The 13,478-nt window shown below is 44.7% G+C and carries 13 protein-coding genes; 8 read left to right on the top strand and 5 right to left on the bottom strand.

Annotation, left to right across the window (positions count from 1 at the left end):
• Positions 1-72 precede the first annotated feature (72 nt).
• On the top strand, positions 73-1,632 hold the full coding sequence (locus tag ACFO4O_RS17790) for a GNAT family N-acetyltransferase (RefSeq protein WP_382411004.1): 1,560 nt from the start codon (positions 73-75) through the stop codon (positions 1,630-1,632).
• 143 nt (positions 1,633-1,775) lie between these two features.
• Complete coding sequence (locus ACFO4O_RS17785) at positions 1,776-2,171, top strand: response regulator (protein ID WP_382411002.1); 396 nt, start codon at positions 1,776-1,778, stop codon at positions 2,169-2,171.
• Positions 2,172-2,227: 56 nt separating this feature from the next.
• Here the strand turns inward: ACFO4O_RS17785 and ACFO4O_RS17780 are convergent, their stop codons facing one another.
• Together ACFO4O_RS17780 and ACFO4O_RS17775 are read right to left on the bottom strand one after the other, a co-directional pair.
• Positions 2,228-2,872, bottom strand: coding sequence for a response regulator (locus ACFO4O_RS17780; protein ID WP_382411000.1), 645 nt, complete (start codon positions 2,870-2,872; stop codon positions 2,228-2,230).
• Complete coding sequence (locus ACFO4O_RS17775) at positions 2,869-4,098, bottom strand: sensor histidine kinase (RefSeq protein ID WP_382410998.1); 1,230 nt, start codon at positions 4,096-4,098, stop codon at positions 2,869-2,871. The genes ACFO4O_RS17780 and ACFO4O_RS17775 overlap by 4 nt, the downstream gene beginning before the upstream one ends.
• 217 nt (positions 4,099-4,315) lie before the next feature.
• Here ACFO4O_RS17775 and ACFO4O_RS17770 point away from each other — a divergent pair, with 217 nt between their 5' ends.
• Complete coding sequence (locus ACFO4O_RS17770) at positions 4,316-5,050, top strand: hypothetical protein (protein ID WP_382410996.1); 735 nt, start codon at positions 4,316-4,318, stop codon at positions 5,048-5,050.
• Between the two features lie 100 nt (positions 5,051-5,150).
• Here ACFO4O_RS17770 and ACFO4O_RS17765 read toward each other — a convergent pair whose 3' ends face one another.
• The 3 genes from ACFO4O_RS17765 to ACFO4O_RS17755 form a co-directional block, all read right to left on the bottom strand.
• Complete coding sequence (locus ACFO4O_RS17765) at positions 5,151-5,543, bottom strand: TerB family tellurite resistance protein (protein ID WP_382410994.1); 393 nt, start codon at positions 5,541-5,543, stop codon at positions 5,151-5,153.
• A gap of 53 nt (positions 5,544-5,596) precedes the next feature.
• Entirely contained in the window at positions 5,597-6,505 is a 909-nt protein-coding gene (locus ACFO4O_RS17760) for a WYL domain-containing protein (RefSeq protein ID WP_382410992.1), read from the bottom strand.
• 173 nt (positions 6,506-6,678) lie between these two features.
• Positions 6,679-7,581, bottom strand: coding sequence for a histone deacetylase family protein (locus tag ACFO4O_RS17755; protein ID WP_382410990.1), 903 nt, complete (start codon positions 7,579-7,581; stop codon positions 6,679-6,681).
• A 288-nt stretch (positions 7,582-7,869) separates the two neighbouring features.
• Here ACFO4O_RS17755 and ACFO4O_RS17750 point away from each other — a divergent pair, with 288 nt between their 5' ends.
• The 5 genes from ACFO4O_RS17750 (at position 7,870) to ACFO4O_RS17730 (ending at position 13,462) form a co-directional block, all read left to right on the top strand.
• On the top strand, positions 7,870-9,081 hold the full coding sequence (locus ACFO4O_RS17750) for an outer membrane beta-barrel protein (RefSeq protein ID WP_382410988.1): 1,212 nt from the start codon (positions 7,870-7,872) through the stop codon (positions 9,079-9,081).
• 127 nt (positions 9,082-9,208) lie between these two features.
• Positions 9,209-9,745: a polysaccharide biosynthesis/export family protein gene (locus ACFO4O_RS17745; protein ID WP_382410986.1), complete on the top strand. Its 537-nt coding sequence runs from the start codon at positions 9,209-9,211 to the stop codon at positions 9,743-9,745.
• Between the two features lie 17 nt (positions 9,746-9,762).
• Complete coding sequence (locus ACFO4O_RS17740) at positions 9,763-12,012, top strand: GumC family protein (RefSeq protein WP_382410984.1); 2,250 nt, start codon at positions 9,763-9,765, stop codon at positions 12,010-12,012.
• Positions 12,009-12,737 (top strand): tyrosine-protein phosphatase, encoded by a 729-nt coding sequence (locus ACFO4O_RS17735; RefSeq protein ID WP_382410982.1) that lies wholly within the window; start codon positions 12,009-12,011, stop codon positions 12,735-12,737. The genes ACFO4O_RS17740 and ACFO4O_RS17735 overlap by 4 nt, the downstream gene beginning before the upstream one ends.
• Entirely contained in the window at positions 12,728-13,462 is a 735-nt protein-coding gene (locus ACFO4O_RS17730) for a VpsP family polysaccharide biosynthesis protein (protein ID WP_382410980.1), read from the top strand. The genes ACFO4O_RS17735 and ACFO4O_RS17730 overlap by 10 nt, the downstream gene beginning before the upstream one ends.
• Positions 13,463-13,478 lie beyond the last annotated feature (16 nt).

The following is a 13,478-nucleotide window of genomic DNA, read 5'->3' as shown; positions in this document are numbered from 1 at the left end:
TCGAATGGTCGATATTTACCTGCTGATGGCGCTATGAGATAGTATGCGCAACGAAGCCATTAGGAGATTTGAGTGAGCGACGACAAAACGTCTAATCCAGCCAACGAAACAGAGCATTTATTTGAACTAAGACACCTTACCTTGGACGACTTTGAGGGCATAAAAGCGCTCATGGATGTTGTGTATCGTAACAACGGCGGTGCGTTTACTAAAAAACGATATCAAGCGCAAATCAACACCTTTGCCGACGGACAAATATGTATAGAAGACAAGGGCAGAGTTGTAGCTGCTGCGTTTTCAGTGATTGTTGATTATGAAAAGTTTGGAGACAAGCACACTTACGAAGAAATAACCGGTGACGCTTACATCAGCACGCACGACCCAAAGGGCGATGTGCTATACGGAGTCGACTTCTTTGTTGACCCAGAATACCGGGGTTTGCGATTAGGGCGCAGACTGTACGAGGCTCGCAAAGAGCTTTGTCGTAACTTAAATTTAAAAAGCATTATGGCGGGCGGCCGGATCCCGAACTATTCGCGATATGCGAACGAAATGACGCCCTTTGAGTATATTGAACAGGTAAAAGCGAAAGAAATTCACGATCCGACTCTATCATTTCAAATGAGCAACGGTTTTGAGGTAAAACAGGTGATGAAGGCCTACTTACCTGAAGACAATCAGTCTATGGGCTTTGCTACGCTATTGCAGTGGCACAATATGTACTACGACGCTGAGAAGCCGTCTTTGCTCGACAGTAAATTCTCAAGTGCGCGAATTGGTCTTGTGCAGTGGCAAATGCGCTATTTCGACAGCGTTCAGGATATGCTCGTTCAGGTAGAGTACTTTGTAGACGCGTTGTCAGACTACAAGTGTGATTTAGCTGTGTTGCCTGAGTTTTTTAATGCGCCGCTCATGGGATTAAGTGAATCTGAGGCGCCGATAGACGCCATTTGGCACCTAGCAGAATACACCTCTGAAATTTTAAGCGCTATCTCTGAACTCGCTATTAGCTATAACATAAATATTATAGCGGGCTCCATGCCGCTAATTGAGGATGATGAGCTTTATAACGTGTCGTACCTTTGTCATCGAGACGGACGTATTGATAGCCAGTATAAACTACACCCCACGCCATATGAGAAAAACGGTTGGTTGATGAAAGGTGGCGATAAACTGGCGGCTTTTGAGACCGATTTTGGCAAGATTGGTATTTTAATTTGTTATGACGTTGAGTTCCCTGAGCTTGCTCGCTTACTGTCAGAAGAACAAATCCAAATACTATGCGTGCCATTTTGGACTGACACCAAAAATGGATATTTGCGCGTAAGGCGCTGCGCCCAAGCCCGCGCTATCGAAAATGAGTGCTACGTGGCAATAGCCGGAAGTGTGGGCAACCTGCCAAAAGTGGATAACGTAGACATTCAGTATGGCCAGACAGCCGTTTTCTCGCCATCTGACTTTGCATTTCCGCACGATGCCATTGTGTCTGAAACGACGCCGAACACTGAGATGATGCTCATTGTCGACTTAGATTTAGACAAATTAGAAAAACTGCAAAACGAAGGTTCGGTGCGTAATTATCTTGATAAACGACGTGATCTTTACCGTGTGCAGTGGATTGGTGAAAAATAGGCGGTGTTAGCTGTTAGCTAGCTAATTGACTGAGTGCATGCGTATTCATGCATTCAGTCATTTATGTATTCACATTTTCATTCGAATCTTCATTCGAATCCTCATTCAAAAATAAAACGAGTACTAAGTGAGCGATAAACTAGATGAACGAAGCGAATATCTCGAATAAACGTAAGATTAATATCCTCGCAGTTGATGACGGCGATATTGAATTGAAATTAATGGGATATTACTTGTCGCAGATTCAGTCGTGGGATATTACCTGCTTTCAGGCTAAAGATACTGCTGGAGCCCTTGAAATCATTGACTCACAACATATCGATGCGTGTTTGCTCGACTATCATTTAGGCGCCGAGACGGGCGTGGAGCTAGCAGAGAAAATTCATGCCTTAGGTTACACCACGGCGTGCATCATTGTGACTGGCTTAGATACAGATGAGCTTGAGACTCTTGTGCACGCCAAAGGGTTTAACCACGTTTTAGCCAAAGAGCAAATGTCAGCATCGTCGCTTGAGGCGGTGATAGGCTCCTTGCTATAAACACATAAGCGCCAAACATCGACCAAGCTGTTTGCTAATGCAAGCAGAAACGGTGCTTATATCAAGCCCAATTCAATGGCTTTAAGCACAGCCCGGGTGCGGTCGCGCACGCCTAACTTAGCGAGAATACTCGAGACTTGGTTTTTAATGGTGCCTTGTGAGCGAAATAGGCTGTCAGCCATTTCTTTGTTACTACAGCCGGCTGCCATAAGGCGTAGAATTTCGGTTTCACGTTTTGATAGGGTTTCCGGCAGGTCAGCGGCCTCAAAATCGCTCGCTTTACCTTGTAAACCTTCGATAAGGCGCTCGGTAATGCCGGGTTGAATTAAGGTGGAGCCCGCATGGACGGTTTGTATGCTTTGCACTAGCGTTTCAAGAGAAACATCTTTTAGTAAGTAGCCCTTTGCCCCTGCTTTTATCGCTTTCATCACCGACTCATGGTCGTCGAAGGTGGTAAGCATAATGATTGGCGCCGCATCTGCCTGCTGGCTAATAGTTTCCAGCGCTTCAATGCCGTTTTTCACGGGCATTCGAATATCCATTAATATCACGTCTATATTCGGATGCTGTGCGTATTGCGCAATCGCAACTTCTCCATTTTGTGCCTCAGCGACAACACACACCTCGCTTGACAATGACAGCAGGCTTTTTATCCCTTCTCGCACAAGCGTTTGGTCGTCTACTAGCATCAAATTGATCATGGTTGTTGCTCGCTATTGATTGGCAATACTACAGAGGTGATAAATTCTGTAGGCTGCAGACTGAACGTTATGCGCCCGCCCAATAGATTGATGCGCTCCTGCATGCCTTTTAAGCCGTTACCTATCTTAAGGGTTTTGGGGATGGTTCCTGAATTTCTTACTTCGAAGCTAAGGGCTGTTTCGTTTTGAGAAATATCAATCAAAAGGGTTTTACCCTTCGCATGCTTGATGGTGTTGGTAATAGATTCTTGCACGCATTTTAAAAGTGCATCTGCAATCTCAATATCGTCTATGTGCAAGTTGTCACTTACAATAAGCTCTATATCAACAAAAGGCACTTGTTTGGCCATGCTATTGATAGCTTCATGAAGGTCTACTTGGCTTTTATCGCGTATATCGCTCACTGCATCGCGTACGTCACTTAAAAGCAGTTTGGCAAGTTGATGGCACTGTTCAACATTCTTTTTCACATCACCTTCGGCTTTAATACTGGCCACCTGTAAATTGATAGTCAGCGCTGTGAGATGATGCCCAAGCAAATCATGAATATTTCGTGCTATGCGAATGCGCTCGCTCTGCTTACTGGCTTCTTTTAAAAGGGCCTGCGTGCTAACTAACTGGCGATTTGTTTCTTCAACCTTTTCTCTGGCAGCTTTCTCTTTCACGGTTGCATTTACCATGATGATGGCAAACATATTGAAGGTCCAAAACAAAGAAGCGGTTAAGAATACAAAGTCATCTTGCCAATAATAAGTAAAAACGAAATAAAGAGGAAAAGACGCAATAGTGCCAATCATTAGCGCTTTTTTTACATTGACATAATAAGGGAGTGCGCCTGAGATGATGCCCATTAAAATGCTGTTGAACGACAGCGGTACGGTAAAAAAGATCCCGATAACCACAGCAAACAGCATAATTAATATAGCGCTGCGGATTGCGCCATCAGACTGATAATCGCGGTCTCTGATCATAAACAGCCATCCCACGATATAGACCAAATAGAGCGCGCTCGCCAGCACTATGCTGGCCATGTCTGCGTTATTTTTATGAAGCACAAACAAACTCATGCCGGCAACAACTGCCCAGGTCATGATGCCGGAGATTTTATCTAGTGATAGCTTGTCGCGCCAGTTGTTCATTGTGTTAGAGGCCATTACGTGTGGACGTTTTTCGCTTGGAATCATTGAGCTTGAGCCATGTTTGGCAGTAGCGGAGGTCGAGGTCATTTTTAAGACACTTTTTCATGATTGTGTATGCATTGGTTTTAGATTACCAGTTTTACAAGTCACGCATCTATAGGCCATAAGTCATGTTTCATAATGTGACCAATGGCACTTATGCGTATTTAGCTTGCTGGCTAAGCTTACCTCACTTATTAACTTAACTCGCTGATTGGGTATCAATAGTGAGTAGCACTTAGTTTGAAAAAACGAGGAACATTCCATGACGTACATACACAGCTTTAGTTTTGTTTTACACATCATTTTTGGTGCAGCGGCATTAATGCTTTTTTGGGTACCGGTGTTTACTAAAAAAGGTCAGCTAAACCATCGTAGGTTTGGTCATTTCTATAAAACCGCTATGTATGGGACAGCTGCCACCGGCGTACTGATGGCATCCTTGGTGCTGGCTGCGCCACTGGTCATCAAACATGAGTATGCAAATGCTGAAAATGCTGCATCAGCGGCCGCTTATTTCCGCTATTTGAGTGTGTTTTTGCTGTATTTAGCGCTACTGACTTTCACCACAACGCGACATGGTATTGCTGTGCTGAGATATAAAGCACAGCACAGCGTTTTACGTAGGTACAGCTATATCATGCCGATTTGGTTGCTCGCTATCGGGGGCGTGGGCATGATTGCTCTGGGGATATTTCGTGAAAGCACACTGTATATTGTGTTTGGTGTTTTAGGCTGCATCATTGCTGTCACTATGTTGCGCTATTGCTATGCCAAAACTGTCGCGGCAAATCAATGGATATTTGAGCATATCGGCAGCATCATTGGCTCTGGAATTGGCGCCTACACCGCATTTTTGACCTTTGGTGCCCGAACTTTCTTCAGCGATTTAGGACAATGGCAACTGGTGTTTTGGATTGCACCGGGCGTAGTGGGTGGCCTAGCGTCTTATTTAGTATGTAAAAAATACGCCGCGCTGTTCACGGTGCAGGAGGCTTAGATCAAGATTCAGAGTTTAACGAATTATTATAGGTTGGCAAATTTAGATATGCCTGCTGTTGCAGGCATAAATCTACTCTAAGATCTGGTTTAAAAGTGACTTAAGCTACCAAGCCTTTTGCTAAGACGCGGTTTGACAGAAGCGACAATAGCTCTAATTCTTCGTCGCTTCGTTTGCCATCAGCTGCCGTGATGTCCATGGCGACTTCAAACGATTTTGCCGCGTCGATGTTGAGGTCATTACCGAGCTTGCGCAAGAATTCTCTGGCTTGACCGCTTGATATGGCTTCTCGAGCATCGTGAATAGCCTGATTGATAAAGGCAGGGAGCACCACGCCGCTGCGCCAGTCTAGAGAGTCGGTGACTTTCTCAAAATAATCTTGTTCGGTGAGGGTAATTTTTCCATCTATCTGATAAAACAGCACCATCATACGCACAAGTGCCTCGTTGAACTGCTGTGATTTAAGCTGTAACTGTTCAATATTGTCAGACATATTAATTACTCATGATGTTAAGTATGCATTCGACCTAGTTTGGCAACTCAGGTTCACTTTTTTGTTCGAAAACCTGGTGCTAATTGCGGATTTTCAATGCTTTCAAGTACTTGAGTATTTTTAAGCGCTAACTGACATCCTTGATGCAATATCCTTGCGTCAGGCGAGCAATCCACCTGCCATTGGCGCAGTATATAAGCCGCTAGCGCAGAGCGCACGCGCATGGACTTTTCGCCATTTATCATGTCGTAGTCCATTTCAATTGCCGTTGGATTGGCAATGCCGGGGTGGGGCACTAATACTAGCGTAGTGTAAGTATTAAAATGGTGGTCTGATGGTGCAAGTTCACTTGCGTCATTAGGTTCACCAAGTTCTGCCACCTCGCTAAAGCGCGTGCACACAAAATCTCTAAACGACTTGGAGCGCCCGTCGTAAGCTCTTACGTGCCATCGATGCCCGTTGTTTATGATGGCGTGCGGTACAATGCGCCGTTGGCTCTCGCCAGAACTTATTGATACATATGTAGCTAAACAAGCCTGTTGATTATGTATTGCGCGCATCAGGGTAGCAATAATTTCAATGTTCGGATGAATTAACTGCACTGCTTCAAAACAGTGTGATGATGGCTGAGCATCGCTAACAATCCCATCGCTGAAACCCTTACTCACCGACTGCAAAATGCTTTGAGCTGAAAACACAAATACAGGTTTAAAATCGGCGGTGCGGTAATATTGTTTCGTAGAATGATCGAGAGTGAGATTGTTTTCTGCCAATTCTTTGTAGGCCGCAAAATCGCGGGTACTAGCGGCAAGACCAGTTTTAAAACGCGATATTAAATCGCCGCGCGAAATTTTACCAAAAAACTGCAGATTAAAATCGATGAATGCCAAGCGTTCTCGCTGCGACAGTGAAAATTGAGACAAATGCTGCTCGATGAGATTGTGTGTGGCTGACAAAGTCATCAGGTACCTTCGCGTTGTGTTTGAATATAGCAATAAATGATACTGTATGTATTAACAGTATGCAATCATATTGATTAGGACAGGTTTTCCGTAAATCATTGAAGCTAATCGCGCAGGAAACCCGGTTTGCACTTAGCTGGATTCTAGAAACAGAACACAGAGCGCAAAAAAAGTCAGTAAACACCAGCCGCTTTGAATAACTGCAAATGGACATTAACCAATGCGTCGATGTCTCGCTGATAGCCTCCGCCTATCACCGCCGCTACTGGCAGTCCGCGCTGTTTACAGGTATCAAACACCATTTTGTCGCGCGTAAACACGCCGTTGGTTGAGATGAGGAGGTGACCTAAATCATCATTTTCGTGAATATCTACGCCAGCATCGTAAATAACGGCATCGGGTTGGCTGTAGGTAAGCGCCATATCAAGCGCTTGTTCAACGGTAGCAAGGTAATCGCTGTCTGTAGTGCCTCGCTCAATCGGAAAGTCCATGTCTGAGACCTGCTTGCGATGAGGGAAGTTTTTTTCACCATGCAACGAAACTGTGTACACACTCGGATTATTGGCCGCTAACTTCGCTGTGCCGTCGCCCTGATGTACGTCACAATCAAAAATGAGCACCTTATCTATGTGCGCATGTTTAAGCATGCTAAGCGCTGCAAGGTATAAGTCGTTTACCATGCAAAAACCTGAACCATAATTGGCAAATGCATGATGATAGCCACCGGTCAAATTAAGCGCTTTGCCATACTCTATGGCGAGCTCAGCGGTGAGTACAGTGCCTGCAGCGGCCGTAAGCGTGCGTTCAATGAGTTGTTCAGACCACTCAAAGCCAATGCGTCGCATGGCCTTTGGATCAAGTTCGCCGCCGCATAATTGCCGGATATATTCTGGGTCATAAACGCTTTGCAATTGCCCTAGGCTGAGCGCTTGTGGCTGACGAAAACACGATTCAGCAACGCCTTTTGCTATAAGCGCGTCTTTAATTCCTTGGTATTTTTGTATGGGGAATCGATGCCGCTGAGGAAGGTCAAGCTGACTATATATTGGATGAAATACTAGAGGAATCGACGTCATTATTAGCCTTTTTGTTAGAAAACATTTGTACTTTTTGAATATCGTTGTGGTTTAGTTTCATGTTCCAACGGTGTTTTGATGTGTTGCAAAAAATAGTCACTTTAGACCGCTTGTTATTAGTCATTGTTTTTATAGTGAATTTTCAAAAGGAGAATGCGTTTTATTTTGCTGTAAGGCATAAATAGGTCATTGTTTAATCAAAGGAATTTAAGGTATACTTATGACCTTATCATAAGCTTCTTTCATCACAATGCTCGCGCTAATTTATATTCAGGGATTAAGAAAAATATGAAAACGACACTTAGGTTAATTGCGCTTGGTCTTTCTTTCACTGCAACCGTGGCAACTGCTCAGCAGTTTGATGATGCTGCAAATTTCGCGCTTGGCGGATTTGATGTTACGCCAACGGTCGATATCGGCTTAAAGTACGACGACAATGTAACTAGAGCCAACATTGACAGCATCAGCTCATGGTCGCGCATTATCTCGCCGCATATTATGATGGAAAGTAGCTTGGGCGCGAGTCAGGTCACCCTCGGCTATAGACTCAGGAATGAAGATTTCTTCAGCAGTAAAGAAGATAACTATACCGACCACTTTTTTGTTGCCCAAGCCGATGTAGAATTTAACGCTCGAAACCGCGTCATTGCATCCCTTAACTTTGAAGACGGGCATGATGCTCGCGGTAGTAACTTTTCAATTGGTACAGGTGCATCACTTAGCGAGCCTGATAAATACAAGCAAACTGAATTAGATATTTTGTATTCATATGGGGCATTTAATTCAGATGGCCGCTTGGACCTGAATTTTGATATCAGATCCCTAAACTACGACATAGACACGCCGCTATACCGTGCACGCGACCGCGATATCAGTCGTTTGGCAGGTACATTTTACTATCGCATAGGTGCCGTTACCGATGCGGTATTTGAAGCACGCTATACCTCCATCGATTATCAGTTTGCGTTAAACCCAATGAATGTGCTCGACAGTGACGAAGTGTCATATTTAGTAGGTATTGAATGGAAGGCGACAGCACAAACCTCAGGTTTTGCAAAAGTAGGTTATCAAGAGAAGGATTTTGAGTCGTCATTGCGAGAGGACTTTGATGGCTTTGATTGGGAGCTTGGTGTGTTGTGGGAGCCGGTCGACTATTCAAGCCTTGAATTCATCACAAGCTCTGGCACAAACGAAACAAACGGCGAAGGTAACTTTATTCGCGACAATAGATTTTCTTTAGAATGGAAGCATGAATGGTTGGAAAGACTTCGCTCAAGCGTGCAAATTTCGTTTGCGAATGAGCGTTATGAGGGCCAACTTATTGATGGCTTCGACATTCGTTCAGATGACAACAGACGCTTGCGCGCATCGGTGTACTACCAGTTTAGAAGATGGTTAAATTTTGAATTGGGCTATGTTTATGATGAGCGCGAAAGTAATCGAGATGCCATCGACTTTGATCGCAATCAGTTTATTTTGAATGCTTTAATTACTCTGTAGTCATAGTGTGTGTTTTGTACTAGAAGTTGGCGTGGTAAATATAATGTGGTTAATGCGAGAAAAACTGACAAATAACGCGAAGAATGACTCGTATCAAGTAGTCAAAGGCATTATGTTGGAAAGACTTATGGCTTTTCCAAAGTCAGCATTGCTTGTGTTGTTAACCTTGTTTATTTCATCTTTTAGTCATGCACAAAACGTTGAGGGTGATTACATCCTTGGCAGTGGTGATGAAATTAAAATCACTGTGTTTGGACAAGAGGACCTAACGGTAGAAACCCGGCTGTCGAATAACGGCGTGATTCGATATCCATTTTTAGGCGATATTCGGCTTGTGGGTAAAAGCGTAAACCAAGTTGAGCTTCTTATTGACCAAGGCTTGCGCGGCGATTACCTCGTCGACCCATCGGTCTCGGTAACGGTAATCGAATATAGACCGTTTTTTATCAATGGTGAAGTATCAAAACCTGGCGGCTACCCCTATCAGCCGGGGCTTACCGTTGAAAAAGCAGCCGCACTAGCGGGTGGTTACACGGAGCGAGCGGCTAAGTCGTCTGTGCTAATACGCCGCAATATTACCGGTACTGAAACATCAATAGAGTCTGCGACTAGTGAAATTGTCATGCCGGGCGATATTATTACCGTTCAACAACGATTTTTCTAAGCAGGCAATTCCCATTCATGGCTAACCAACAAGCAGAACAAGTAGAAGCAAAGCTGTTCGACTCAGACGTTATTGACTTCTCGCAGTACTTCCAAGTCATTAAACGTTTTTTCTGGCGCATCCTTTCACTTGCGTTTTTCTTAACGGTATTGGTAGGTTTAGTGGTGCTCACCATGACGCCGCACTACACAGCAAAAGTGTCGATTTTGATAGAAGCTGAAAAAACCAATGTTCTAGCCATAGAAGAGGTTTATGGCCTTGACTCCAGCCGCAAAGAATACTTTGAAACCCAATATGAAATATTGCGCTCACGCCAAATTGCCGAAAGGGTGGTTGAGCGGATGCAGCTTCAGAACAACCCACATTTCGATAAAGACATTCTAGCTGAAAGTGAAGGCATGCTCAGCGGTTTAATCGATGGCGTGAAAGAGTCTTTAAAGGCCGCACTGCCGTTTCTGCCGCAGCAGGTAAATGAAGTTCAAACAGAAGAAGAACGCTTGGCGTCGAAGAAGAGCTTTGCGGTGTCGCTGCTGATGGAGCGCACGCGGGTTAATCCGCTTAAAAACACGCAGGTAGTCGAAGTATCGGTAGAAACGCCGAATAACAAGCTAAGTGCCAACATTGCTAATGAAATGGCAGATGTTTATATCGAAAATTATCTAGAAGCCAAGCTAGAAATGACGCAAAAAGCCACGAGGTGGCTCAATGAGAGTTTAGAAGGGCTCAGAACCAAATTAGATGAGTCAGAAAAGCGGCTAGCGGACTTTGATGAAACCGAGCAACTAGTTGACGTTGACGGAGTTGTCGGGCTGGCATCAGAAGAGTTAAGCCAGCTAAGCGATCAACTTATAGACGCGCAAGTTGCCTTAAAGCGCAGCCAAGCGATTTATGAACAAGTGAATCAGCAAGGTCTTTCCATAGCTGAGCTATCGACCATTCCTGAAGTGCTTAATCATCCCTCTATTCAGTCGGTTAAAAGAGAAGAGATTTTGGCGCAAAGCCGCGTTTCAGAGCTGCGAGAGGTGTTCGGACCTAAGCATCCGAGGATGATTGCGGCTACCGCTGAGCTAGCGTCGATTCAAGAGAGTATTCGTCAGCAAATTAGTAATTTAGTGTCAGGTATCACAAATGAGTATCGCTCGGCCGAAGCAAAGGTAAAGGCACTGCAATTGCAGGTGTCGCAATCGCGTTCAGATTTTAGAAATCTGTCTAATTTGGAGAGCCGCCGTAAAACCTTGCAGCGTGACGTAGATACCAATCAACAGCTTTACGATTCGTTTTTTACACGCTTAAAAGAAACTGACCAACTCGGTGGTTTTGAGTCTGCCCATGCGCGCGTGTTAGACGCCGCTAAGCCACCCGTAGCGCCCTCAAGGCCAAGAAAAGGTTTGATTATTGCTGCTGCATTTGTGTTGAGTATTGGTTTAGGGGTGTTTTTGGCTCTGTCATTAGAAGCGCTTAATAGCGGAATCCGCTCAGTTGATGATGTAGAGAGGAAACTTTCTCAGCGTATGTTAGGCATTATTCCGTGGCAGCCACATAACCGAAAAGAAGACCTGCCTTTAAAGCATTATTTTGACCAAAAACATCATGTATTCAGTGAGTCGGTAAGAACGTTGCGGACAAGTATGCAGCTTCTTAATATTGAAAAACCGTCGCAGGTTATATTAGTTACGTCAAGCGTCCCTAAAGAGGGTAAAAGCACCGTGGCAATTAATTTGTCGTTTGCGCTTGGTCAGTTATCAAAGGTATTGCTGCTCGATACCGATTTGCGCAAACCTTCTGTGGCAAAACAGTTTGGCTTGCCTGGGTTTCAACCCGGCGTAGCAAATATCATTTCAGGCAGCCACACCCTAGATGAGTGCGTGGTGCACGATGAGGCCAGTAATATTCATGTGCTTTGCGCAGGCACCCTTCCGCCGAATCCGCAGGAGCTCTTAGCATCCTCAAAATTTGCAGATTTAATGGCCAAACTGCGTGAGACTTACCAGTACATCATAGTAGACAGTGCACCGATTCAGGCGGTGAGTGACGCCATAGTGGTATCAAAACACTGTGACTCATTGATGTACGTGGTGCGCGCAGACAGCACGAGCTATCATATGATCAACAATGGCCTCAGCCGCTTCATAGAAGTTGGACATCGTATTGACGGCATAGTACTTAACCAGGTTGATTTGAAAAAAGCCAAGAAAACGGGTGAATATAGCGGTTTTTACGACCAGTATGGTTACAACAGTTATAAAGCAGAAGACGCGAACTCTTGATAGATTTACATAGTCACATTCTTCCTGGAATTGATGACGGGGCGAGAACGCTCAACGACGCTCTAGCAATGGCTGAGCAAGCTTATGAGCAAGGCGTTCGGCACATCGTTTGTACGCCGCATATTCACCTCGGTACCTTCGACAACAGCGCACAAATTATTGAAGATAGTTTTACTGCTTTTGTTGATGAAGTTCACAAACGTTCACTCGACATAAAATTTAGCTATGCCTGTGAAATGCGAGCCTGCGCCGAAATAATTCAGCTCGTTGGCGCTTCTGCCTTACCCTATCTTGGGCATTGGGAGAACAAAGCAGCTTTATTGTTGGAGCTTCCGCATAGTCATATCCCGGCAGGCATCGAAAATTTGATATCGTGGCTAATAAAGCATCAGATTCAACCTATCATTCCGCACCCAGAGCGCAATCGTGAAATACTCGCAAATTACGACAAAGTCACCTGGCTAAAAAAGCTGGGGGTGCTGTTTCAAGCAACTGCCGGCGCTTACACAGGGACATTCGGAGAGGCGGTAAAGATAACTGCACTGAATATGCTAAATGATAAACTAACGCATTATGTTGCCTCAGATATGCACAATGTGCATCGTCGTCCTAACGAAATGCGTGATGCATATGTGTTTTTGAGTGAAGAGATTGAGCAGGCCTATGTTCAGTCCTTGTTTTATGATGTACCCGAACAGATAACGAGTCAGACCTCATGGCAATAAATAAGCTGAACAAAGACGAAGTGTTAACTACGATGAAACGCGAGTTTAGTCGCACCAGAGCGCTAGCGCTATTTGTTATGCTGGTGGCAATATTTGGTTTTTTTACCTCACTTAACTTTGGTAGAGCGACACTCGATTATTACTTTGTGCGAAACGCGATTGAATCTTGGCAAACAGATAAAGACGCACAAACCGAAGCCGCGTTTGTTGCTGCGCAAGAAGCTGTATCACAAGCCCATTCAAAACATGAGTCACATCCCTTGTATTTAGACATGTCTGGGCAAGTAAGCGAGTGGGGTGTGGTGGCTGGATATGCGACGGCACAGAGCCTTGATGATGCTAAAGCTTACTACTTGCGAGCGGCAGCGCTAAGGCCGGCTTGGCCGGTAACATGGGGCTCACTGGCTATGATTAAATGGCGTAAGCAAGAGTTTGACGAGGAAATGATGACTTACCTCAACAACGCCGATAGATTTGGCGCACAAAAGCCTGAAATTCATGTTCTATTTTCTGAACTTGGCTTGGCGCTATACACCGCTAATCATCCGTTTTACACAGGTATTAGTGAGCAAACGAAACAACGCCTTGTTCGCGGTCTCAGAAACCCCGTTAGTCGTGACAGAGTACTCACTAGCGTGAAGCTCAACAATGCAAAGGAGTTTGCCTGCATTTGGAGTAAATCTCGCGACACTTATGTGCACAACAACATTCTAGAGTGCGCGTAGGCTTGGTTGCCGAAAT

It is taken from the genome of Glaciecola siphonariae (genome assembly GCF_042652645.1).
Lineage (GTDB): Bacteria > Pseudomonadota > Gammaproteobacteria > Enterobacterales > Alteromonadaceae > Glaciecola > Glaciecola siphonariae.
Note: the sequence above shows the minus strand (reverse complement) of the source record. Positions and strands in the feature narration are given on the sequence as shown.

Bases quoted from the DNA above. Each gene is read 5' to 3' on its own strand.
- ACFO4O_RS17785 (WP_382411002.1), top strand. From the start codon at position 1,776: ATGAACGAAGCGAATATCTCGAATAAACGTAAGATTAATATCCTCGCA.
- ACFO4O_RS17780 (WP_382411000.1), bottom strand. From the start codon at position 2,872: ATGATCAATTTGATGCTAGTAGACGACCAAACGCTTGTGCGAGAAGGG.
- ACFO4O_RS17775 (WP_382410998.1), bottom strand. From the start codon at position 4,098: ATGACCTCGACCTCCGCTACTGCCAAACATGGCTCAAGCTCAATGATT.
- ACFO4O_RS17770 (WP_382410996.1), top strand. From the start codon at position 4,316: ATGACGTACATACACAGCTTTAGTTTTGTTTTACACATCATTTTTGGT.
- ACFO4O_RS17765 (WP_382410994.1), bottom strand. From the start codon at position 5,543: ATGTCTGACAATATTGAACAGTTACAGCTTAAATCACAGCAGTTCAAC.
- ACFO4O_RS17760 (WP_382410992.1), bottom strand. From the start codon at position 6,505: ATGACTTTGTCAGCCACACACAATCTCATCGAGCAGCATTTGTCTCAA.
- ACFO4O_RS17755 (WP_382410990.1), bottom strand. From the start codon at position 7,581: ATGACGTCGATTCCTCTAGTATTTCATCCAATATATAGTCAGCTTGAC.
- ACFO4O_RS17750 (WP_382410988.1), top strand. From the start codon at position 7,870: ATGAAAACGACACTTAGGTTAATTGCGCTTGGTCTTTCTTTCACTGCA.
- ACFO4O_RS17745 (WP_382410986.1), top strand. From the start codon at position 9,209: ATGGCTTTTCCAAAGTCAGCATTGCTTGTGTTGTTAACCTTGTTTATT.
- ACFO4O_RS17740 (WP_382410984.1), top strand. From the start codon at position 9,763: ATGGCTAACCAACAAGCAGAACAAGTAGAAGCAAAGCTGTTCGACTCA.
- ACFO4O_RS17730 (WP_382410980.1), top strand. From the start codon at position 12,728: ATGGCAATAAATAAGCTGAACAAAGACGAAGTGTTAACTACGATGAAA.